This window comes from Pseudomonas sp. H1h (assembly GCF_000633255.1).
In the GTDB taxonomy this organism is placed as follows: Bacteria; Pseudomonadota; Gammaproteobacteria; order Pseudomonadales; family Pseudomonadaceae; genus Aquipseudomonas.
This window is the reverse complement of the sequence record NZ_AYMJ01000021.1, coordinates 115,969-139,443: the sequence shown is the minus strand read 5'-3', so window position 1 is coordinate 139,443 and position 23,475 is coordinate 115,969. Positions and strand designations below refer to the sequence as shown.

Annotated in this window: 21 protein-coding genes; all 21 read left to right on the top strand. The window is 60.5% G+C overall.

Annotated elements, in window-relative coordinates:
- The first annotated feature begins 43 nt into the window (after positions 1-43).
- The 21 genes from U862_RS0119530 (at position 44) to fliG (ending at position 23,473) form a co-directional block, all read left to right on the top strand.
- A complete protein-coding gene (locus U862_RS0119530) occupies positions 44-2,968 on the top strand; it encodes a TIGR00180 family glycosyltransferase (protein ID WP_025111959.1) in 2,925 nt (974 codons plus the stop codon).
- Between the two features lie 21 nt (positions 2,969-2,989).
- The gene (gene pseB / locus U862_RS0119525) at positions 2,990-3,991 is read left to right on the top strand and encodes a UDP-N-acetylglucosamine 4,6-dehydratase (inverting) (RefSeq protein WP_025111958.1); all 1,002 of its coding nucleotides are present in this window, start codon (positions 2,990-2,992) and stop codon (positions 3,989-3,991) included.
- Positions 3,988-5,145, top strand: a complete 1,158-nt coding sequence (gene pseC, locus U862_RS0119520; protein ID WP_025111957.1) for a UDP-4-amino-4,6-dideoxy-N-acetyl-beta-L-altrosamine transaminase — start codon at positions 3,988-3,990, stop codon at positions 5,143-5,145. The genes pseB and pseC overlap by 4 nt, the downstream gene beginning before the upstream one ends.
- 31 nt (positions 5,146-5,176) lie before the next feature.
- Complete coding sequence (locus U862_RS0119515) at positions 5,177-5,797, top strand: pseudaminic acid biosynthesis-associated methylase (protein WP_025111956.1); 621 nt, start codon at positions 5,177-5,179, stop codon at positions 5,795-5,797.
- Entirely contained in the window at positions 5,794-6,486 is a 693-nt protein-coding gene (pseF, locus tag U862_RS0119510) for a pseudaminic acid cytidylyltransferase (protein WP_025111955.1), read from the top strand. The genes U862_RS0119515 and pseF overlap by 4 nt, the downstream gene beginning before the upstream one ends.
- Positions 6,486-7,991, top strand: coding sequence for a UDP-2,4-diacetamido-2,4,6-trideoxy-beta-L-altropyranose hydrolase (gene pseG / locus U862_RS0119505; RefSeq protein WP_025111954.1), 1,506 nt, complete (start codon positions 6,486-6,488; stop codon positions 7,989-7,991). Before pseF ends, pseG begins: the two co-directional genes overlap by 1 nt.
- A complete protein-coding gene (pseI, locus tag U862_RS0119500; RefSeq protein WP_025111953.1) occupies positions 7,984-9,036 on the top strand; it encodes a pseudaminic acid synthase in 1,053 nt (350 codons plus the stop codon). The genes pseG and pseI overlap by 8 nt, the downstream gene beginning before the upstream one ends.
- 226 nt (positions 9,037-9,262) lie before the next feature.
- Complete coding sequence (locus tag U862_RS0119495) at positions 9,263-10,189, top strand: ketoacyl-ACP synthase III (protein ID WP_025111952.1); 927 nt, start codon at positions 9,263-9,265, stop codon at positions 10,187-10,189.
- Positions 10,190-10,275: 86 nt separating this feature from the next.
- A complete protein-coding gene (locus U862_RS0119490; protein ID WP_025111951.1) occupies positions 10,276-11,565 on the top strand; it encodes a motility associated factor glycosyltransferase family protein in 1,290 nt (429 codons plus the stop codon).
- Positions 11,562-11,834: a hypothetical protein gene (locus U862_RS0119485; RefSeq protein WP_025111950.1), complete on the top strand. Its 273-nt coding sequence runs from the start codon at positions 11,562-11,564 to the stop codon at positions 11,832-11,834. Before U862_RS0119490 ends, U862_RS0119485 begins: the two co-directional genes overlap by 4 nt.
- Before the next feature lie 237 nt (positions 11,835-12,071).
- A complete protein-coding gene (locus U862_RS0119480; protein WP_003222852.1) occupies positions 12,072-12,923 on the top strand; it encodes a flagellin domain-containing protein in 852 nt (283 codons plus the stop codon).
- 73 nt (positions 12,924-12,996) lie between these two features.
- On the top strand, positions 12,997-13,353 hold the full coding sequence (locus U862_RS0119475) for a flagellar protein FlaG (RefSeq protein ID WP_025111949.1): 357 nt from the start codon (positions 12,997-12,999) through the stop codon (positions 13,351-13,353).
- An 83-nt stretch (positions 13,354-13,436) separates the two neighbouring features.
- Complete coding sequence (gene fliD / locus U862_RS0119470) at positions 13,437-14,879, top strand: flagellar filament capping protein FliD (protein ID WP_025111948.1); 1,443 nt, start codon at positions 13,437-13,439, stop codon at positions 14,877-14,879.
- Between the two features lie 129 nt (positions 14,880-15,008).
- Positions 15,009-15,404 carry a flagellar export chaperone FliS gene (gene fliS, locus U862_RS0119465; RefSeq protein WP_003222858.1) on the top strand — a complete coding sequence of 132 codons (396 nt, stop codon included), beginning with the start codon at positions 15,009-15,011 and terminating at the stop codon, positions 15,402-15,404.
- Between the two features lie 11 nt (positions 15,405-15,415).
- On the top strand, positions 15,416-15,712 hold the full coding sequence (fliT, locus tag U862_RS0119460; RefSeq protein ID WP_025111947.1) for a flagellar protein FliT: 297 nt from the start codon (positions 15,416-15,418) through the stop codon (positions 15,710-15,712).
- 172 nt (positions 15,713-15,884) lie between these two features.
- Positions 15,885-17,360, top strand: a complete 1,476-nt coding sequence (locus U862_RS0119455) for a sigma-54 dependent transcriptional regulator (RefSeq protein WP_003222863.1) — start codon at positions 15,885-15,887, stop codon at positions 17,358-17,360.
- A 125-nt stretch (positions 17,361-17,485) separates the two neighbouring features.
- Entirely contained in the window at positions 17,486-18,679 is a 1,194-nt protein-coding gene (locus U862_RS0119450) for a PAS domain-containing sensor histidine kinase (RefSeq protein WP_177327352.1), read from the top strand.
- 5 nt (positions 18,680-18,684) lie between these two features.
- Entirely contained in the window at positions 18,685-20,076 is a 1,392-nt protein-coding gene (locus U862_RS0119445; RefSeq protein ID WP_025111945.1) for a sigma-54 dependent transcriptional regulator, read from the top strand.
- A 252-nt stretch (positions 20,077-20,328) separates the two neighbouring features.
- Entirely contained in the window at positions 20,329-20,658 is a 330-nt protein-coding gene (gene fliE / locus U862_RS0119440; RefSeq protein ID WP_025111944.1) for a flagellar hook-basal body complex protein FliE, read from the top strand.
- 15 nt (positions 20,659-20,673) lie between these two features.
- Entirely contained in the window at positions 20,674-22,461 is a 1,788-nt protein-coding gene (gene fliF / locus U862_RS0119435) for a flagellar basal-body MS-ring/collar protein FliF (protein ID WP_025111943.1), read from the top strand.
- Positions 22,454-23,473, top strand: coding sequence for a flagellar motor switch protein FliG (fliG, locus tag U862_RS0119430; protein WP_007920042.1), 1,020 nt, complete (start codon positions 22,454-22,456; stop codon positions 23,471-23,473). Before fliF ends, fliG begins: the two co-directional genes overlap by 8 nt.
- Positions 23,474-23,475 lie beyond the last annotated feature (2 nt).

Here is a 23,475-nt window from a genome sequence, read left to right as displayed (position 1 = left end):
AACAACGATGAGTTTTCGGCGACTCGCCGCTTGTGGGGAATATATGCAAGGCAAGAACACTTCTGGAACCGCTCTGGCACTCAACGAACAGTTGACCATTGTGCTGATCTCTCACGAACGCCCGGCGTTTCTGCGTAGAGCCATTCGCTTCTACAGCAGCCTGCCGTGCAGGATTCTGGTGCTGGATTCGTCGGCGGTGGCGCTGGCGGGCATCCCTGCCGAATTCACCCACGTGGATTATCAGCACTTGCCGCAGTTCGGCTACTGGGGCATTCGCGCCAAGCTGGCTTACGGTGTCGAGCAGCTGCAAACGCCTTACATGGTGTTTGCTGCCGACGATGACTTCCTTGTGCATGACGCCCTGCATGAAGCCGTGGCATTCATGGATGCCAACCCCGATTACAGCCTGTGCCACGGCTACAGCCTGATGTATCTGACGTTGGCCAACAGCGTCAATTACTACCGACGCGACAAGAAAGTCTGCGAGGACTACTCGGCGGATCAGGCCGAGGATCGTCTGCTCGATTACATGCATCAGTACCTGCCGCCGTTCTATGCCGTGCAGCGTACGGCGATCTTGCGTGACTGGTACAACGCCATGCCGCAAGACACGATCTTCCAGTGGCAGGAAGTCGGCCACACCTATTACATGCTGGCCCGGGGCAAGGCGCGGATTCTGCCGATCCCGTATGTCGTGCGCGAAATCAACTACGTGCAGTCCGATCACAACACCGAGATCTATCACTCTCTGGCCTATATGGACGCCAAGAGTGTGGCCGGGCGCGAAGCGTTTGCCGAATTCCTCGCCGGGTTGCCGACCCAGCTCCAGCATCAGGATCCACAGCAGGGCAAAGCGTTTGTTCTGAAGAGTTTTGCCACGCTGGCCGACAGCCTGCTGACCAACCGGGCACTGACTGCCGAGCTGATCTTCGAATCGACATGGATCGATATCGAGACCGGCCCTCAGCGCCGGTTCGGTCCGAAGCAATACGTTGAAATGCCGTTCTACAATCAGGTGTTTTTCGATCAACTGACTCAATTCGAGTTTCTGCTGCACGCGATGCCTGCCGGACGCGTTCAGCTCAAGGAACTGGAAGGTATCTGGGCTCGCCAGCAGAGCCTGATGCTGGCACGCAATAACGATACGCCGGAAAGCGTGCTCGATCGCCTGTGGCAGGCGCACGACAGCAACGTGTTCAATCGCGCGGTGATCAAGCGTCTGATCGCGCAATTGCAACCGCAGGACGAGGAAGGCGACGCGCCCGTGCTGCGTGACTGGGTCGCGCGTCTGGACGCGGTGTTGCTCGAAGGGCATCAGCCGACATTCGACAAGATGTTGACCGGCCGGCTGCTCGAGTGGCTCGCTGCGCGCACGCCGGATACCGAGCAGGCTGCGGCGATTGCCCGTCACCTGGCCGACAATGGTGGCGGTCCGCAGTTCGGGATTTTCCTGCTTGATCTGGACAACGACATCGACAAGTTGCAGGTCACTCTGGACAGCTTGCTCGAAGGCCACAGCAAAGCCTTCAAGGTAGTGGTCTTCACCACGGGTGAACCGCCGGCCGCAACCACCGCGCAAAATACGCTGCACTTTGTGCGCGTAACCCAAGGCAACTTCGTCGACAAGCTCAACCAGAGCCTCAATCAATCGTCCTGCGACTGGCTGCTGCTGGCTGAGGCGGGTGAAGAATTCACGGCTGCCGGCCTGCTGCGTGCCAGCCTGGAACTGATGGCGGCGCCGGGTGTGCGTGCGGTGGCCACGGATGAAATCCAGCGCCAGGAAAATGGTGCGCTGGTGGATATGTTCCGCCCGGGCTTCAACCTGGATCTGCTGCAGAGCGTCCCGTCACTGATGGCGCGGCACTGGTTGATTCGTCGCGAAGTGCTGGCGGGTCTCGGTGGTTATCAGGCCGATTTCAGCAAGGCACTGGAACTCGATGTGCTGCTGCGCATCATCGAGCAGGGCGGCCTCGACGGTCTGGCTCACCTCGACGAGCCATTGCTGATCACCCGGGCACCGGTGCTGGCAGAAAATGCTCACGAGCGTCAGGCGCTGCTGCGCCACTTGGGCAATCGTGGGTACAAGGCTCAAGTCACCTCGACGCAGCCTGGCACCTGGCAGATCGACTATCGTCATGTCGAGCGGCCGCTGGTCTCGGTGATCGTGCCCGCTGGCGACGATCTTGCCGCATTGCAACGCTGCCTGGAGGGCGTGCTGCTCAGAACCCGTTACACCCGCTATGAGCTGCTGATTGCGGCCAACCCGAACCAGTCGGCCGAGGTCAATGACTGGCTGGGAACGCTGCACAACGCCAAGGTGCGGGTGCTGCATGCCGAGCGTGCGCTGGATCAAGTGGCGCTGTACAACGCGGCCAGCCAGCAGGCGCAGGGCGAATACCTGGTGTTGCTGGCCAACGACAGTGAAGTGGTCAACCCGAACTGGATCGAGTCGTTGCTCAATCATGCCCAGCGTCCAGAGGTCGGCATCGTCGGCGCCAAACTGGTGGATCGCGACGGCAAGATCTCCCAGGCAGGTTTGATTCTTGGATTGAACGATGGCGTGGGCTCGGCGTTCGTCGGCGAGAAACACGCTGGCGAAGGTTACATGCAGCGCCTGGCGGTCGAGCAGAACTATTCGGCAGTGTCGAAGGTGTGCCTGATGGTGCGCAAAGAGCTGTTCGACGCGTTCGGCGGTCTCGACGAAGTGACCTTCGCCGACGGCTTCAGCGATGTTGATCTGTGCCTCAAGGCCGGGCAGGCCGGTTACCTCACCGTGTGGACGCCGCTGGTGCAGGTACTGCACACCGGCGAGTTGCCGCAAGCGCCTGAAGCATTGGCGGCATTGCGCGAAAAATGGAGCGCGGCCTTTGCCCGGGATCCGGCCTACAACGCCAACCTGGCCCTGACCGGCAAAGGTTTCACCCTGGGTGATAGTGCCCCGATCAATTGGGCGCAGCTGCTCGCCTGAGCTGCCGACAGGAATCAGCATATGTTCAACGGTAAATCGATCTTCATCTCCGGCGGCACCGGCTCGTTCGGGCGCAAGTTCATCGCCCGTCTGCTGGAGCAATACCAGCCCAAGCGTGTGGTGGTGTTCTCCCGCGATGAACTCAAGCAATACGAGATGCAGCAGACCTTCAACGCGCCGTGCATGCGTTACTTCCTCGGTGACGTGCGCGATGCCGAGCGTCTGCGCCAGGCCATGCGCGGCATCGACTACGTGGTGCACGCGGCGGCGCTCAAGCAGGTGCCGGCGGCGGAATACAACCCGACCGAATGCATCCGTACCAACGTCAATGGCGCGGAGAACATCATTGCCGCCGCCATCGACAACGGCGTGAAGAAAGTCGTCGCGCTGTCCACCGACAAGGCGGCGAGCCCGATCAACCTGTACGGCGCAACCAAGTTGCTGTCGGACAAGTTGTTCGTTGCCGCCAATAACATTGCCGGTGAACAACAGACCCGTTTTGCCGTGGTGCGCTACGGCAACGTGGCCGGTTCACGTGGCTCGGTGGTGCCGTTCTTCAGCAAGTTGATTGCCGACGGTGCCACAGAGCTGCCGATCACCGACGAGCGCATGACCCGCTTCTGGATCACCCTCGATCACGGCGTGCAGTTTGTCCTCGACAGCTTCGCGCGGATGCACGGCGGCGAAGTGTTTGTGCCGAAGATCCCGTCGATCCGTATCGTCGATCTGGCGCGGGGCATGGCCGAGCAGTTGCCGCACAAGAACGTCGGCATTCGTCCGGGGGAAAAACTGCATGAACTGATGGTGCCGCTGGACGATGCGCGGATGACGCTGGAGTTCGAAGACCACTACACCATTCAGCCGTCGATCCGTTTCACCAGCGTCGATGTCGATTTTGCCGTCGACAAGCTTGGCGAACACGGTCGGCCGGTGGGCGAGGACTTCGAATACCGCTCCGACACCAACCCGCACTTTCTGTCGGTCGGGCAGATCGCCGATCTGCACGCGAAGCTCTCGGTATGATTCCTTACGGTCGGCAGAGCGTCGATCAGGCGGACATCGATGCGGTGGTCGAAGTCCTGCAATCGGACTGGCTGACCCAGGGGCCGAGCATCGAGCGCTTCGAGCAGGCGATGGCCGAGCGTTGCCAGGCGGATTTCGCGGTGGCGGTGTGCAACGCCACGGCGGCGCTGCACATCGCCTGCCTCGCTGCCGGGCTTGGCCCGGGCGATCGCTTGTGGACCACGCCGAACACCTTTCTGGCCTCGGCCAACTGCGGACGCTATTGCGGCGCCGAGGTGGATTTCGTCGACATCGATCCGCTGACCTGGAACCTCGATGCCTTCGCCCTCGAAGCGAAGCTCGATCAGGCCGAGCAGGACGGCCGCTTGCCCAAAGTGCTGGTGGCGGTGGCGTTCTCCGGGCAGAGCTGCGACATGCGCAAGATTGCCGAACTGGCCGAGCGCTACAATTTCACCGTGATCGAAGACGCCTCGCACGCAGTGGGCGCCCGCTACGCCGGGCGCCCTGTGGGTTGCGGTGAATTTGCGGCGATGACCGTGTTCAGCTTTCACCCGGTGAAGATCATCACCAGTGGCGAAGGCGGCATGGTGCTGACCAATCGTGCGCAACTGGCCGAGCGCTTGCAGCGCCTGCGCAGCCACGGCATGACCCGTGACCCGCAACGGATGACCGAGCCCAGCCACGGCCCGTGGTATTACCAGCAGACCGAGCTGGGTTTCAATTACCGGATCACCGATTTGCAGGCGGCGCTGGGCCTGTCGCAACTGGGCAAGCTGGACGAGTTCATCGCCCGCCGTCGTGAGCTGGCGGCGCGCTACGCGCGTTTGCTGGCGTACTTGCCGCTGACCTTGCCCGGCGCTCAGCCAGAGGCGGAGTCGGCGTGGCATCTGTACGTGGTGCGCTTGCAGACCGAGCGCATCGGCCTGACGCATCGGCAGGTATTCGAAGGTTTGCGTGCCGCCGGTATCGGGGTCAATCTTCACTATATTCCCGTGCATTTGCAGCCGTACTATCGCGACCTGGGCTTCGCCGAGGGCGACTTCCCCGAAGCCGAGCGTTATTACGCTGAAGCGATCAGTCTGCCGCTGTTTCCGTTGCTCAGCGAAGAGCAGCAGGATCATGTGGTCGAGCAGTTGCGGCGGTTGACCGAATAGAGACCGCTGCGGCGGTGGATGGGGTTGTGCAATGCGTGAGCTGAGTGAGCAGGAAAAATTCTGGCAGGGCGATTTCGGCAACCAGTACGTTGAACGCAACACCGGGCAGCCGCTGGTGGCGGCCAATCTGGCGTTGTTCGCCAAGGCCCTGAGCCGCGCCGGGCGCATCGACAGCGTGGTGGAGCTGGGCACCAATGCCGGCAACAACCTGCAGGCGCTGCATCAACTGCTGCCGCAAAGTGAACTGTTCGGGGTCGAGATCAATGAAAACGCCTGCGCCCAGGCGCGGGCATTGGACATTGCGCAGATCTGGCACGGCTCACTGTTCGACTTCCCTCGCGAGCGCACGTACGACCTGAGCCTGAGCAAGGGCGTGCTGATCCATCTGGCGCCGGAGTTGCTGGCGACCGCTTACGCGCAGTTGTACGCGTTGAGCCAGCGCTACATTCTGATCGCCGAGTACTACAACCCCGTGCCGGTGGGGGTGTCGTATCGCGGTAACAGCGGCAAGCTGTTCAAGCGCGATTTCGCCGGCGAAATGCTTGATCGCTATCCCGATCTGCAGTTGCTCGATTACGGTTTTGGTTATCACCGTGATCGACAATTTCCGGTCGACGACATCACCTGGTTTCTGTTGGAAAAACGTCCTTGAACAGTGTCGCAATCATCCCGGCCCGCGGTGGCAGCAAGCGCATCCCGCGCAAGAATCTGTTGCCGTTCGACGGCGTGCCAATGATTGTCCGCTCAATCCGCACGGCGCAGGATTGCGGCCTGTTCGATCAGGTCGTGGTCAGTACCGACGATGCCGAAATTGCCGAGCTGGCGCTGGCCCATGGCGCGCAAGTGCCGTTCCTGCGTCCGGCGGCGCTGGCCGATGATTTCACCGGCACAGCGGCGGTGATCGTGCATGCCTTGCAGCAGCTGCCGGCCTTCGATTACGCCTGCTGCGTGTACGCCACCGCGCCGTTGTTGCAGGCGCGATTCCTGCGTCAGGGATTTGCGCTGCTGGAGCAGCACCCGGACAAAGCCTTTGCGTTCTCCGTGTGCAACTTTGGTTTCCCGGTGCAGCGGGCGCTGACGCTGGACGGGCAGGGCGCGCTCACCGCGTTGTACCCCGAATTTCGCAACACCCGTTCGCAGGACCTGCCCGAAGCCTTTCAGGACGCCGGCCAGTTCTACTGGGGCCGCAGCGAAGCCTGGTTGCGCGGTGAAGTGCTGTATTCGCCAGCCAGTCTGCCGGTGATTCTGCCGCGGCATCTGGTGCAGGACATTGATACGCTTGAAGACTGGAAGCGCGCCGAATACCTTTACGCCGCACTCAAGGCTGGCGGAGAACTGTAATGAGAGTGTTGATCCGCGCTGACGCCTCGCCGACCATCGGCAGCGGCCACATTGCCCGCTGCCTGACCTTGGCGCGGGTGCTGCGCAAGCAGGGTAGTCAGGTTGCGTTTGCCTGTCGCAGGTTGCCCGGGCATCGGCTCGATGCGTTGCATGCCGAGGGTTTCGAGACCTTCGCCTTGCCCGAGCGCTACCCCGCTGAAGACCCGCAGCAGGCCATCGAATCGATGCTGCCGTGGCAGGCCGATATCGACGCACTGGCGTCCTTGCTGGAGGGGCATGCCGGGTTCGACTGGATCATCGCCGACCATTACGGCCTCGACCATCACTGGCAAACCGCCGCCCGGCGGTGGGCGCCACGGATTGCGGCGGTGGACGATCTTGCCACTCGGCAGTACAGCGTCGATCTGCTGCTCAATCAGAACCTCTCCGGGCTCAGCGAAAACTATGCGCCGCTGCTGCCCGAAGGCTGTCGCACCTTGCTCGGCCCGCGCTACGCCATGCTGCGCGAAGAGTTCGTGTGCCCGGCCATCGAGATCAAGCCGAAGGCCCGCCGTGTGCTGGTGAACTTTGGTGGTTTCGATGCGGCGATGCAGACCCATCATGCGATGCTCGCACTGCAGGGCTTCACTGATCTGGAGGTGGATTTCGTCGCAGGCGCAGACAACCCGGCATGGGCACAGATGCAAGCCTTGGCCGAGACGCGGCCGCTCTGGCGCCTGCACAGTTTCGTCAGCGATTTCCAGCAACGCATGAGCGCCGCCGATCTGTTCATCGGCGCCGGTGGCGGTACCAGTTGGGAGCGTGCGGCCCTGGGCCTGCCGACCCTGTGCATCGCGGTCTCGAACAATCAGCAGGCCAACGGCGAAGCCATGGCGGCAGCCGGGGCGCATGTGTTCCTGGGCGCCCGTGAACAGGTCAGCGTCGAGCAACTGCGCGATGCCATCGGCTTTGTCGTCGACAATGTCTATCTGCGCCAAAGCCTGGCCGAACGTTCGCGGCAACTGGTGGACGGGCGCGGCGCGTTGCGGGTGGCGGCAGCGCTGGCCGGTGCGGTGCTCACGTTGCGCACGGCGACCCTGGACGATGCTCGATTACTGTTCGAGGGGCGCAACGCCGAGGCCGTGCGGCGCTGGTCGCTGGACAGTGACGCGATCGAATGGCCGCAGCATCTGCACTGGCTCAATGCGAGCCTGCGCAATCCGCAGCGCCTGCTGTTGATCGCCGAGGCCGATGACGGCCCGGTCGGCGTCCTGCGCTATGACTTGCGTGGCTTCGAGGCCGAAGTGTCGCTCTATCTGCTGGAAGGACGGTTCGGTCTTGGTTGGGGCAGGGCGCTGCTGGCACGCGGCGAGGCGTTCGTGCGTACCCACTGGTCACCGTTGACCGCCATTACCGCGCAGGTCTTGCCGGGCAATCGGCCCTCTTTGAATGTATTTCGTGACGCCGGATTCACCCAGAGTGCCTGCGCGTTCACCCAGGTTTTGAAGGATCACCGCGATGAGTAGTTTCAAGATTGGCGAACGTCTGATCGGCGCCGATGCGCCGCCGTTCATCATTGCCGAAATGAGCGGCAACCATAACCAGTCGCTGGAGGTGGCCCTGCAGATCGTCGAGGCCGCCGCGAAGGCGGGCGCGCATGCCTTGAAATTGCAGACCTACACCGCCCGGACCATGACCCTGGACCTGGCCGAGGGCGAGTTTTTCATCAAGGACCCGAACAGCCTGTGGGCCGGCACTTCGCTGTACGACTTGTACGAGAAGGCCCACACCCCGTGGGAATGGCATGCGCCGATTTTCGCCCGGGCCAAAGCGTTGGGCATGCTCGCGTTCTCTACGCCGTTCGATGACACGGCGGTGGACTTTCTCGAAAGCCTCGACGTTCCGGCGTACAAGATCGCCAGTTTCGAGAACACCGATCTGCCGCTGATCCGCCGTGTCGCCGCGACCGGCAAACCGCTGATCATTTCCACCGGCATGGCCAGCATTGCCGAACTCGACGAAAGCGTACGCGCCGCGCGCGAGGCGGGGTGCAAGGATCTGGTGCTGCTCAAGTGCACCAGCACTTACCCGGCAACGCCGCTCAACAGTAACGTGCGCACGATCCCGCACCTGCGTGAATTGTTCGGATGCGAGGTCGGGCTGTCCGATCACTCCATGGGGGTTGGCGTGTCCGTGGCCGCCGTGGCACTCGGCGCGACAGTGGTGGAAAAACACTTCACCCTCGACCGTTCGGCGGGTGGCGTGGACGCCAGTTTCTCGCTGGAGCCTGCGGAACTGGCCAGTCTGGTGGTCGAGACCGAACGTGCCTGGCAGGCCATGGGCCAGGTGCATTACGGCGTCACCGAGGCCGAGCGCAAGTCGCTGGTCTATCGCCGCTCGCTGTACATCACCGCCGACATGGCCGCCGGTGAGCCCTTCACCACCGCCAATCTGCGCGCCATTCGTCCTGGTCTCGGTTTGCCGCCCAAGCACACTGAGGCCGTCCTCGGTCGCCGCGCTCGCCAGGCGATCAAACGCGGCACGCCGCTGGACTGGTCGTTGGTCGAATAACCCGATCTGCAACCGATTCGGCAAAATAGCGTGACCTGCGAGTCATAACGCGCATCTTCACTGTATTGTATTGACCGGGGAGATGGCGCCTGGCCGTTTATCGGTTCCAGTGATAGCCCTTTGCGCTCCCTGTGGCTGCCCGTCGTGGCGGCCGTTTTCTGTTTGTCGGCGCCCCTCGAATCCTTGCGAGCGGTGGTTTTGGGCTGTTTTTTATTGGGAAGCCGTAATGATTGGCATAAAAAGCATTGCGAGCTACGTTCCTGTAGCCGGCGTGGACAATTACGCACAAGGTGCAAAATTCGAGAAGGATGAAGAATTCATCCTCGGTAAAATCGGCTCGGCCTTCCTGCCGCGCAAAGACGCTGAACAGGAAACCTCCGATCTGTGCGTGGAAGCGGCCAATGCGCTGTTCGCCCGCAACCCTGAGCTGAAGCGTGAATCGATCGACGCGCTGATCGTCGTCACCCAGAACGGTGACGAAGAAGGTCTGCCGCACACCGCTGCGATCGTCCAGGACAAACTCGGCCTGCCGACCAATGTGGCGGCGTTCGATATTTCGCTGGGTTGCTCCGGTTATGTCTATGGCATCTACGCGATCAAGGGGTTCATGGAAGCCGCCGGCCTGAAGAACGGCTTGCTGATCACCGCTGATCCGTATTCGAAAATCGTCGACCCCGAAGATCGCAACACCACCATGCTGTTCGGCGATGCCGCCACCGCCACCTGGATGGGCGAAGCCCCGGCCTGGGCGCTGGGCAAGGCCAAGTTTGGCACCGACGGTTCCGGTGCGCCGCACCTGAAAGTCACCGATGGCGTGTTCTTCATGAACGGGCGTCAGGTGTTCAACTTCGCGCTGCTCAAAGTCCCGGCGCACTTGCACGAGCTGCTCGACGACTCCGGCCTCAAGGCTGACGACATCGACGCATTCTGCATTCACCAGGGCAGTGCGGCGATCGTCGATGCCGTGGCTCGTCGCTTCGAAGGCGAACCTGAGAAGTTCATCAAGGACATGGTCGAGACCGGCAATACCGTGTCGTCGAGCATTCCGTTGCTGCTGGAAAAACACGTCCTCGATTCCGACTGGCAGCGCATTGCGCTCAGTGGCTTCGGCGTAGGCCTGTCGTGGGGCTCGGCGATCATCTATCGTCCTTGAGTCCGGTCAAAAACGACTGATACAAAAATAGCGTTCAAGGTTACCCTTGAACGCTATTTTTTTGCCTGAAGGGAGCGCGAGCCGGCATGAGCGAGTTTTTCCAAGCCAACGCCGAGGTGATCCAGCAACGCTGGCCGGCGCTGTTTGCACGATTGATGGCTGAAGACAGTTCGGCTATTCAAGCCGAGCTGGTGCAAGGCCTGGGCTCTACGCTGAGTGTCGACGGGATTCAACTGACCAGTCGTCACGATCGGGTCCACGAGGCCCGGGTCCAGGCGTCGAGCCTGGCGGAAAAACCGCGGTTGCACGTCTACGGCACGGGGCTTGGCGATCTGCCGTCGGTGTTGCTGGAGCGCGACGGACTTGAACGGCTGTACGTGCACATCCTCAACGGCGCCTTGTTTGCACTGGTGCTGCAACTGCTCGATCAGCGCCAATGGCTCGCCGACCCCAGAGTGGAGCTGATGTACGCCGGCGATCATGCGGATCTCTTCACGCCGTTTTTTGCGCTGCCTGCCGAAATGCTGCTGGCCGATGACTTCAATGCGAAGGTTCGTGATCGGCTGGTCAATGAAGTCCACCTGAGTTTCAACAATCGTGATTTCGATCCGCAATCGCCGGCCATTCAGCAGCGTTTGCAGGACAGTCTGGAGGTGCTGCTGGCGGACGATGACGTGGCGCAGCTGTTTGGCACCTGCCTCGGCCGCGAAATCTACGTGATCGGCACCGGGCCCAGCCTGGAACAACATTTCGAACGGCTGGCGGCAGTGCGCGGGCAGGCGGAGCGGCCACTGTTTATCTGTGTCGACACGGCTTATCGGCCATTGCGCAAGCACGGGATCATCCCCGATCTGGTGGTGACCATCGACAAGCTGATCGGCTTTCGGCATTTGCCTTTCGAGGCGTCCGACGGCATCCCGCTGGTGTACCTGCCCATGAGTGCTCCGGATGTATTGAAAGCCTGGAAGGGCAAGCGCTACGGCGCTTATACCGCCAGCCCCGTCTATGCCACCTTGCGTCAGCAGCATCCGCGGGCCGAACTGCATGCCGGTGGCAGCGTGATTCACCCTGCGGTGGATCTGGCCGTGAAAATGGGCGCCACACACATCACCCTGTTCGGTGCCGACTTTGCCTTCCCGATGAACAGGACTCATGCCGGATGGGATGACGGCGATCTCGGGCCTCCCGTCGAACAGGCTCGGCACTGGGTCCGTGACGGATTTGGCGAGCGGGTCAGGACGCAGTTGAATTTCCGTGGCTACCTGTGTGTGCTGGAGCGTTATATCGCCGCGCATCCGCAGGTGCAGTTCTTTAACAGCAGCCGGGCGGGCGCACAGATCGCCGGGACGCAGTTCAATCAGGAGTTTGTGCAATGACGGCGATTGAGCAATGCGTCGACGAATGCCGTCAGTGCGCCGGGCTGTTTCGTCTGGGCCGCGATGTCGAGGCGGCGCTGGACATGGTCGATCTGTTCGAGGGTGCGCAGCAGTTGCTGGCATCCGCGCCGCCGGCCGTTGCGCAGGACTGGGCCTTTTTGCTCACGCAGATGCTCGACTGCCAGGAGCGTCAGGATTGGTTGGGGCTGGCTGACTGGATGGAGTTCGAGTTGATCGAACTGTTGCAAAAAGCACGATTGGCACATTGACCGACCGCGCTGGCCCGCGGCTTTGCGCGAAGGTCGATTTTATGACGTCATTTTTACGTGGATGGGAGGGCGCTAAGCCCTTGTTTTCTCTGGGGTGGCAGGGTGATGGCAAATTTTTTTCAAAAAGCCCTCAAGCAACCTGCCAACCCGACGATAACTATTACGAAGGTTCTCTAGGCCATTCCAGGCGGTTGCCAGGGCCGGAAGCCGCAGTACCCAACCAACGAGGAATTCGTCATGGCTTTAACAGTAAACACCAACACCACGTCGCTGAACGTTCAAAAGAACCTGAACCGTGCTTCCGACGCCCTGTCGACTTCGATGCAGCGCCTGTCTTCCGGCCTGAAAATCAACAGCGCTAAAGACGACGCCGCTGGCCTGCAAATCGCTACCCGCATGACTTCCCAGATCCGTGGTGGCAACCAGGCTATCCAGAACGCCAACGACGGTATCTCCGTTGCTCAGACCGCTGAAGGCGCTCTGCAAGCTTCGACCGACATTCTGCAGCGTATGCGTGAACTGGCTGTTAAAGCCCGTACCGGTACCAACGGCAGCATCGACCAGGCAGCAACCAACTCTGAATTCGCTCAGATGTCGGACGAACTGACCCGTATCGCTGCTTCCACCAACCTGAACGGCAAAAACCTGCTGGACGGTTCGGCTGGTACTGTGACCCTGCAAGTGGGCGCGAACACCGGTTCGGCTAACCACATCGACCTGGTACTGAGCTCCAAGTTCGACGCCGTAAGCCTGTCCGTAGGTAGCGGTACTGTAGTTCTGACCGGTGCTAGCGTATCGGGCGCAGCTACCAACATCGACAACGCAATCACCGCGATCGACGCTGCAATTGCCGCGATCAACAGCACTCGTTCGAGCCTGGGTGCTTCGCAAAACCGTCTGACCAGCACCATCTCCAACCTGCAGAACATCGTGGAAAACACCACTGCAGCACAGGGTCGTGTACAAGACACCGACTTCGCCGCAGAAACTGCTAACCTGACCAAGCAGCAAACTCTGCAGCAGGCTTCGACCTCCGTTCTGGCTCAAGCCAACCAACTGCCTTCCGCTGTACTGAAGCTGCTTCAGTAATTTCGGAAAGAGTTAGGGCGGGGGAGTGCGCTGGTCGCGCTCTCTCGCTTTTTTAGTTTAGGAGGTGATGAGCATGGACATGAGCGTCAAGCTTAACGTGTCTTATCCGGCTCCAAAGCCAGCAACGCCTGTTGCTGATAAGCCGCCAGAGACGCCTAAGGTTGCCAGTGTCGAGACTCCGGTTGCTGATAAAAATCAGGATTCGGACGATACCAAGTTGAAACTGGCAGTGCAGGAGATCGAGAAGTTTGTACAGTCGATCAAGCGCAATCTGGAATTCTCGATCGACGAGCATTCCGGAAAGGTCATCGTCAAGGTGATTGCAAGCGAGACGGGTGAGGTTGTTCGACAGATCCCTTCCGCAGAAGCCCTCAAGCTGGCAGACAGCCTCGCCAATGCGAGTCACGTGTTGTTCGACGCCAAAGTCTGATAGCTGGCATGAATAGTGTTTATAAGATTTTTAGAAGCTGGTACAGGTCAAAAGTCTGGCAGTAACCTGAAGGGAGATTCAGCATGGCAAGTCCAATTTTACCGGGTTCGGGACTGGGTTCCGGCCTGGATATCGGTGCGATCGTGACGGCACTGGTCAACGCCGACAAGGCGCCGAAACAGACGCAAATCGATAATCAGACGAAAACCAACTCGCTGAAGATTTCCGGTGTCGGTTCGTTGAAAAGCGCCCTGGCCGCTTTCCAGAAGTCGATGAATGACCTGAACAATGCGACGTCCCCCGCATTTGCCGGCTACACCGCTACTTCGGACTCGCCGTCGGTTATCGGCGCGACTTCCAACAGTACCGCTGTTCCGGGTACCTACAACGTGGTCGTCAAGAACCTGGCCACCGGCTCGAAAGTAGCCAGTGCCGCATTTGCCGGTGGTGCCGCCAGTGCCATTCCGAGTGGTACTCTGAAAATCAGTCAGAATGGCACTGATTACAACGTCACGATCCCGGCCAATGCCACGCTGCAGAGCACTCGCGATGCGATCAACACCGCGCAGGCAAGCAACGGTATTTCCGCCAACATCGTGACTGACAGCTCCGGCGCCTCGCGTCTGGTGCTCAGTTCGAGCAAGACCGGCGCAGGCATGGACCTGCAGGTCAGTGGCATTGCCGGTCTGGAAATCGATGGCACCCAGAAAATGGGCGACAATCCTTCGGCCGGTACTGCCGGTGCCGTGGGTGAACTGTCCAAGGATGCGTTGCTCACCATCGACGGGCTGCCGGTTACCAGCAAGACCAACACGGTGTCAGGCGCAATCAGCGGCATGACGCTGAACCTGACTGCCGCCAGCCCTACTGTGAACGGCGCGCAAACCGCTTCGGTCATCTCTGTGGCGACCAACACTGCGGGTATCCAGACGTCGCTGCAGACGTTTGTCGATTCCTATAACACCCTGAAGAAAACCATCGACACGCTGTCCAAGGCAACGCCGGACGCCGATGGCAAGCTGACGGTTTCCGCAGCGTTCACCGGTGACTCGCTGCCGCGTTCGCTGATGGCGGATATCCGTGAACAACTGACGGACACAGGCGCTGGCGGCCAACTGGCGGTGTTGTCGCAGTTGGGTGTCATGACTGACAGCCAGACCGGTTTGCTGACCATCAACAGCTCTACGCTCAACCAGCGTCTGGCAACGCCGGGCATGGCGGGTCAGGTTCAACAGATGTTCAGCGGTACCGACGCCAAGAATGGCTTGTTGGCGCGCATGAACGCTGCGGTCGACCCTTATGTGAAGACTGGTGGCTTGCTCGATCAGCGCAGCTCGAACCTGACCAATCTGGCCTCGAACGTGCAAAAGCAGCAGGCTGCACTGGATCTGCACGTCACCAACCTGACGGCAACCCTGACCGCCAAATACAACGCCATGGACCTGTTGGTCGGGCAGATGAAGGCCACGGCGAGCAACATCACGTCGTTCTTCAGCTCGCTGAACGCTCAGCAGTCCGCGAAGTAACAGGCAAGAACGACAAAAACCCGGCTACGCTTCATCGGCGTGCGCCGGGTTTTTGTCTTTAGATCTAAAGTTTTGTCATTCGTTGGCGATACACTGGCTATACGAGTCATTGTGGCAATGAGGTAGAACATGAACCCAATGTTAGCCCTTCGGCAGTACCAGAAAGTAGGTGCGCACGCGCAAACGTCCGAAGCGAGCCCGCACCGTCTGGTGCAAATGTTGATGGAAGGTGGCCTGGACCGCATCGCTCAGGCCAAAGGCGCCATCGAGCGCAAGGATATTCCGGGCAAGTGCACATCGATCAGCAAGGCTATCGGCATTATCAGTGGCTTGCGCGAAGGTCTGGATCTGGATAACTGCGCCGATACGGTGGGTGAGCTCGATCAGCTGTACATCTACATGATGAAGCGTCTGGCCGAGGCCAATATCAGCAGCGACCCGAAGATTCTCGATGAAGTGGCGGGCCTGCTGCGCACCGTGAAGGAAGGCTGGGACGGCATTGCTCCGCCGGGTCCTCAGTTTTAAAGGAGATCACCATGAATCTTGTATTGCAGCGAATCGCAGATACCCGTGAAGCGTTGGTCAGCGCGCTGGCCGAACGTAACTGGGAAGCCATTGGCGAGCTGGACCTGGCTTGCCGTTCCTGCATGGAAGACGTCATGGCCGAGGCTTCGCTGGACGAGGCCGCGTTGCGCGAGAACCTCGAAGAGTTGCTGCACGTCTACAAGCAGTTGCTGGAGGCGGCCATGGGTGAGCGACAAGCGATAGCCAACGAGATGTCGCAGATCACCCAAGCGCAAAAGGCGGCAAAGGTTTACCATCTGTTTGGTTAATTAACCCCCAGTTAATCCAGACATGTGCGCCATAAATTTGACTGTGCACGGTTTTTTGACTTAACTAGTGGCTGTTTTCAGATTTCAGGCGTCTACAGGCACAAGGTGTCCTGCAAGCGTCTCGCTTGCCCCATTTTTCGGGCATTGAGTTGACTAGGGAAGTTGCTATTGCATGTGGCGTGAAACCAAAATTCTGCTGATCGATGACGATAGCGTCCGCCGCCGCGACCTGGCGGTGATCTTAAATTTTCTCGGCGAAGAAAATTTACCCTGCGGCAGCCATGACTGGCAGCAGGCAGTCGGCTCTTTGTCGTCTAGTCGTGAGGTCATTTGCGTACTGATCGGGACGGTCAATGCTCCAGGTGCGCTTTTGGGCTTGCTAAAGACACTCTCAACCTGGGATGAGTTCCTTCCGGTGTTGTTGATGGGCGATAATTCTTCCGTTGACTTGCCTGAAGACCAGCGTCGTCGAGTGCTTTCGACCCTCGAAATGCCGCCCAGCTACAGCAAATTGCTCGACTCCCTGCACCGTGCCCAGGTCTATCGCGAGATGTACGACCAGGCCCGCGAGCGCGGCCGTCATCGCGAACCCAATCTGTTCCGCAGCCTCGTCGGCACCAGCCGGGCGATTCAGCATGTGCGCCAGATGATGCAGCAAGTGGCCGATACCGACGCCAGCGTGTTGATCCTCGGCGAGTCCGGTACCGGCAAGGAAGTGGTTGCCCGTAACCTGCATTACCATTCCAAACGTCGCGATGCGCCATTCGTTCCGGTCAACTGCGGGGCGATCCCGGCCGAGTTGCTGGAAAGCGAGCTGTTCGGTCACGAGAAGGGCGCGTTCACCGGCGCCATCACCAGCCGTGCCGGGCGTTTCGAACTGGCCAACGGCGGTACGCTGTTCCTTGACGAAATCGGCGACATGCCACTGCCGATGCAGGTCAAGCTGCTGCGCGTCCTGCAAGAGCGCACCTTCGAGCGTGTGGGCAGCAACAAGACCCAGAGCGTCGATGTGCGCATCATTGCCGCGACCCACAAGAATCTCGAAAGCATGATCGAGATCGGCACTTTCCGCGAAGACCTCTACTATCGCCTGAACGTGTTCCCGATCGAGATGGCGCCGCTGCGTGAGCGCGTCGAAGACATCCCGCTGCTGATGAACGAGCTGATCTCGCGCATGGAGCACGAAAAGCGCGGCTCCATCCGTTTCAATTCGGCGGCGATCATGTCGCTGTGCCGTCACGGCTGGCCGGGCAATGTCCGCGAGCTGGCCAACCTGGTGGAGCGCATGGCGATCATGCACCCGTACGGGGTGATCGGCGTGGTCGAGTTGCCGAAGAAATTCCGCTACGTCGACGACGAAGACGAGCAGATGGTCGACAGCCTGCGCAGCGACCTCGAAGAGCGTGTGGCGATCAACGGCCATACCCCGGACTTCACCGCCAACGCCATGCTGCCGCCCGAGGGTCTGGACCTCAAGGATTACCTTGGCGGTCTGGAGCAGGGCCTGATCCAGCAGGCGCTCGACGATGCCAATGGCATCGTGGCACGTGCCGCTGAACGCCTGCGTATTCGTCGCACCACGCTGGTGGAGAAGATGCGCAAGTACGGCATGAGCCGGCGCGAAGGAGACGAACAGGCGGATGATTGACGCCTGTTTTTCAAGCTCTTCATTTATAAGCTGTTTTTTTTAGGCACGGGTATTGCTACATCCCTCGCAACGTTCCGTTTAACTGACGGTCAGCCAAGCGAGAGAACACAATGCCCCACGCCCAGATGTCTTCTGCCTCCAATGCCGAGGGGCTACCGTCGTCCGTAGAGCAGGCGAGCCGTCAGGGTCTTGAGCAGGCCTTCGCGCTGTTCAATCAGATGTCCAGTCAATTGACCGACTCCTACAGCATGCTGGAAGCCCGGGTGACCGAGCTCAAGGGCGAGCTGGCGGTGGTCAGTGCCCAGCGCATGCAGGAGTTGGCCGAGAAAGAGCGTCTGGCCAACCGTCTGCAAAACCTCCTCGATCTGCTGCCTGGCGGCGTCATTGTGATTGACGGCCATGGCATCGTGCGTGAAGCCAACCCGGCAGCGATCGATCTGCTCGGGCTGCCACTGGAAGGCGAATTGTGGCGCCATGTCATTGCCCGTTGCTTTGCCCCGCGCGAAGACGACGGCCATGAAATTTCCCTGAAAAACGGTCGACGCCTGTCGATTGCCACCCGTTCGCTGGACGCCGAGCCGGGGCAGTTGGTGCTGCTCAACGACCTGACAGAAACCCGTCATCTGCAAGATCAACTGGCGCGCCATGAGCGTCTGTCCTCGCTGGGGCGCATGGTCGCCTCGCTGGCCCACCAGATACGCACCCCCTTGTCCGCTGCGTTGTTGTACGCCAGTCATTTGACTGAGCAGCAATTGCCGGTCGCCACCCAGCAGCGCTTCGCCGGGCGCCTCAAAGAGCGTCTGCATGAGCTGGAGCATCAGGTGCGTGACATGCTGGTGTTCGCCCGTGGCGAGTTGCCGCTGACCGATCGCATCACCCCCAATGCGCTGATGCAGTCGCTGCAAGCGGCAGCGTTGACTCATGTGCAGGACTTGCCGATTCGCTGGCAGTGCGACAGCCACGCCGGCGAGCTGCTGTGCAATCGCGACACCCTGGTCGGGGCGATTCTGAATCTGATTGAAAACGCGATTCAGGCCAGCGACGGCAACGTGCGCCTGAAAGTGCATTGCTACACCCGCGACAACAGCCTGCGCCTGTGTGTCAGCGACAGTGGCAGTGGTATTGATCCGGTGGTGCTCGAGCGTCTCGGCGAGCCGTTTTTCACCACCAAAGTGACCGGCACCGGACTTGGCCTGACCGTGGTCAAGGCAGTGACGCGGGCGCATCAGGGAGAATTGCAGCTGCGTTCGCGGGTCGGGCGCGGCACGTGCGCGCAGGTGATCCTGCCGTTGTTTTCCGCTGTACAGGGAGCTGAGTGAACGTCATGGGCATCAAGGTTTTGCTGGTCGAGGATGACCGCTCGTTGCGCGAAGCGCTGGCCGATACGCTGTTGCTGGCAGGCCACGACTACCAGGCAGTCGGCAGCGCCGAAGAGGCGTTGAAAGCGGTCGAGCGCGAAGCGTTCAGTCTGGTGGTCAGCGACGTCAACATGCCCGGCATGGATGGCCATCAATTGCTCGGATTGCTGCGTGCCCGGCAGCCACAATTGCCGGTACTGCTGATGACAGCGCATGGCGCGGTCGAGCGCGCGGTGGATGCGATGCGTCAGGGCGCGGCGGATTATCTGGTCAAGCCGTTCGAGCCAAAGGCGCTGCTGGATCTCGTTTCGCGGCATGCCTTGGGCAGTATCAGCATTGCTGAAAGTGAAGGTCCGGTGGCGGTCGAACCGGCCAGTGCGCAGTTGCTGGAGTTGGCGGCGCGCGTTGCCCGCAGTGATTCCACGGTGCTGATCTCCGGCGAATCCGGCACGGGCAAGGAAGTGCTGGCGCGCTACATCCACCAGCATTCCCATCGTGCCAGTCAGCCGTTCATCGCGATCAACTGTGCGGCAATTCCCGACAACATGCTCGAGGCGACGCTGTTCGGTCACGAGAAGGGCTCGTTCACCGGCGCCATCGCGGCGCAAGCCGGCAAGTTCGAACAGGCCGATGGCGGCACCATTCTGCTCGACGAAATTTCCGAAATGCCCCTCGGCCTGCAAGCCAAGTTGCTGCGGGTGTTGCAGGAGCGCGAAGTCGAGCGCGTCGGCGCACGCAAGCCGATCCTCCTGGACATCCGCGTGGTCGCTACCACCAACCGTGATCTGGCCGGCGAAGTGGCGGCGGGGCGTTTCCGTGAGGATCTTTTCTACCGTCTGTCGGTTTTCCCGCTGGCCTGGCGTCCACTTCGCGAGCGCACTGCCGATATCCTGCCGCTGGCTGAGCGGTTGCTGAACAAACACGTCAATAAAATGAAGCATGCGACGGCGAAACTTTCGCAGGAAGCGCAGGCGTGTCTGACGAATTACCCGTGGCCGGGCAACGTACGCGAGCTGGATAACGCGATTCAGCGTGCACTGATTCTGCAGCAGGGCGGGTTGATCCAGCCGCAGGATTTCTGTCTGACGGGTGCGGTGACTTACGCCGCTGCACCGGTCATTGCGCCAGTGCAAGCGTTGGTACGCGAGATTGAAGTCGAGGCCGAATCCGCCGGTGCGCTGGGCGATGACCTGCGGCGCCGGGAGTTTCAGATGATCATCGACACCCTGCGTACCGAGCGTGGCCGGCGCAAGGAGGCCGCGGAAAAACTCGGTATCAGTCCGCGAACCCTGCGTTACAAGCTGGCGCAAATGCGCGATGCCGGGATGGATGTCGAAGGGTATCTGTTCGCCACCTGAAAGTTGACGCGAATAACTGTGGGAGGGGGCTTGCTCCCGAAGAGGTCAGGTCTGTCACATCATTGTTGAATGACACGCCGCCTTCGGGAGCGAGCCCACTCCCGCAGTTGTTTTGCGGTAATCCCGAGTTCGCGCACAGCCCACAGCGGCATTTGTGAAACAAGATCAGCCGAGCTGGCACCCTTGTTGCTAACACCTGTGTACCCGCCGAGTGAGTGTCAAAAAATTGCGGGCCGCCCAAGAGAGTAGACCATGAGCCAAGGTATTGAATTTAATCGGTTGATGATGGACATGAAGGCCATGAAAATGGACGCCATGGCCACGCCGAAATCGACTGCCGCCGTCCCTGAACTGGCAGGCAGCAGCTTTTCCGACATGCTCGGTCAGGCCATCAACAAAGTCAGCGATACCCAGCAGGCGTCGACTCAGTTGGCCAATGCATTTGAAATCGGCAAGAGCGGCGTCGATCTGACCGACGTGATGGTTGCCTCGCAGAAAGCCAGCGTGTCGTTCCAGGCTCTGACCCAGGTGCGCAACAAGCTGGTTCAGGCTTATCAAGACATCATGCAGATGCCGGTTTAAGGACGAGATTGAGTCATGGCAGAAGCAGTCGCCGATAACGTTCCGGCCAAGGCCACCCCGACAGACGGCAAACCGCCGCTGTTCGGCCTGTCCTTCCTGGAAAACCTCTCCGAGATGACCATGTTGCGTCAGGTGGGCCTGTTGGTCGGCCTGGCTGCGAGCGTGGCGATTGGCTTTGCCGTGGTGCTGTGGTCGCAGCAGCCGGATTATCGTCCGTTGTACGGCAGCCTTGCCGGCATGGACGCCAAGCAGGTCATGGACACTCTGGCCTCCGCCGACATTCCCTACACCGTCGAGCCGAACTCCGGCGCCTTGCTGGTCAAGGCCGACGACCTGTCCCGTGCGCGGATGAAACTCGCTGCCGCTGGTGTCACTCCCAGCGACGGCAACATCGGTTTCGAAATCCTCGACAAGGAACAGGGTCTGGGCACCAGCCAGTTCATGGAAGCGACCCGCTACCGTCGTGGTCTGGAAGGCGAACTGGCGCGCACCATCTCCAGCCTGAACAACGTCAAGGGTGCCCGCGTGCACCTGGCGATTCCGAAGAGTTCGGTGTTCGTGCGTGATGAGCGCAAACCAAGTGCCTCGGTATTGGTCGAGCTGTACTCCGGGCGTTCGCTGGAGCCGGGTCAGGTGATCGCGATCATCAACCTGGTGGCCACCTCCGTTCCTGAATTGAGCAAATCGCAGATCACCGTCGTCGACCAGAAGGGCAACCTGCTCTCCGATCAGGCGGAAAACTCCGAAATGACCATGGCCGGCAAGCAGTTCGATTACAGCCGTCGTATGGAAAGCATGCTCACCCAGCGCGTGCACAACATTCTGCAACCGGTACTGGGCAACGATCGCTACAAGGCCGAGGTTTCGGCCGACATCGATTTCAACGCCGTCGAATCGACCGCCGAGCAGTTCAACCCGGACCAGCCGGCGTTGCGCAGCGAGCAGTCGGTGAACGAGCAACGCACCGCCAGCAATGGCCCGCAAGGTGTGCCGGGTGCCCTGAGCAACCAGCCGCCGGCGCCAGCCTCGGCACCGCAAACCACTGGTGGCGCGCAGGCTTCCACCGGCATGATTCAACCAGGTCAGCCACTGGTTGATGCCAACGGTCAGCAGATCATGGACCCGGCCACCGGCCAGCCGATGCTCGCGCCGTACCCGGCGGACAAGCGTCAACAATCCACCAAGAACTTCGAGCTCGACCGTTCCATCAGCCACACCAAACAGCAGCAGGGTCGCCTGAATCGTCTGTCGGTGTCGGTGGTGGTCGACGATCAGGTCAAGGTCAATGCGGCCAACGGTGAAACCACCCGCGCGCCGTGGAGCGCCGATGAACTGGCGCGCTTCACCCGTCTGGTGCAGGACGCCGTCGGCTTTGATGCCAGCCGTGGCGACAGCGTCAGCGTGATCAACATGCCGTTCTCCGCCGAGCGCGGTGAAGTGGTCGCCGATATTCCGTTCTACTCCCAGCCATGGTTCTGGGACATCGTCAAACAAGTGCTGGGTGTGTTGTTCATCCTGGTGCTGGTGTTTGGTGTGCTGCGTCCGGTGTTGAACAACATCACCGGTGGCGGCAAAGGCAAGGAGCTGGCCGGTCTTGGCAGCGACGTGGAACTCGGTGGCATGGGCGGCCTGGACGGCGAACTGGCCAACGATCGCGTGAGCCTCGGTGGTCCGCAGAGCATTCTGTTGCCTAGCCCGAGCGAGGGTTATGACGCACAGCTGAATGCAATCAAGAGTCTGGTGGCTGAAGATCCGGGTCGCGTGGCTCAGGTCGTGAAAGAGTGGATTAACGCAGATGAGTGATAACCGAGCCGCAACCGTCAAACTGAACAAGGTCGACAAAGCCGCGATTCTGCTGCTGTCCCTGGGTTCGACCGATGCAGCCCAAGTGCTGCGCCACATGGGCCCCAAAGAGGTTCAGCGTGTCGGTGTGGCCATGGCCCAGATGGGCAACGTCCATCGCGAGCAGGTCGAGCAGGTCATGAGCGAGTTCGTCGACATCGTCGGCGATCAGACTAGCCTCGGCGTCGGCTCCGACGACTATGTGCGCAAAATGCTCACCCAGGCCCTGGGTGAAGACAAGGCCAACGGCCTGATCGACCGTATCCTGCTCGGTGGCAACACCAGCGGCCTCGACAGCCTGAAATGGATGGAACCGCGCGCCGTTGCCGACGTGATCCGTTACGAACACCCGCAGATCCAGGCCATCGTGGTCGCGTACCTCGACCCGGATCAGGCCGGTGAAGTGCTCGGCAACTTCGACCACAAGGTGCGTCTGGATATCATCCTGCGCGTCTCGTCGTTGAACACCGTGCAACCGGCAGCACTGAAAGAGCTGAACCAGATTCTCGAGAAGCAGTTCTCCGGCAACTCGAATGCCTCGCGCACCACCTTGGGTGGCATCAAGCGTGCGGCGGACATCATGAACTTCCTCGACAGCTCGATCGAAGGCCAGCTCATGGACTCGATCCGCGAAGTCGACGAAGACCTGTCCGGTCAGATCGAAGACCTCATGTTCGTGTTCAACAACCTGGCCGACGTCGACGACCGCGGTATCCAGGCGCTGTTGCGCGAAGTGTCGTCCGATGTGCTGGTGCTGGCCCTCAAGGGTTCGGACGAAGGCGTCAAGGAAAAGATCTTCAAGAACATGTCCAAGCGTGCGGCCGAACTGTTGCGCGACGACCTCGAGGCCAAAGGCCCGGTGCGCGTCAGCGACGTGGAAACCGCGCAGAAAGAAATCCTCACCATTGCCCGTCGTATGGCCGAAGCCGGCGAAATCGTGCTCGGTGGCAAGGGTGGCGAGGAAATGATCTAAGC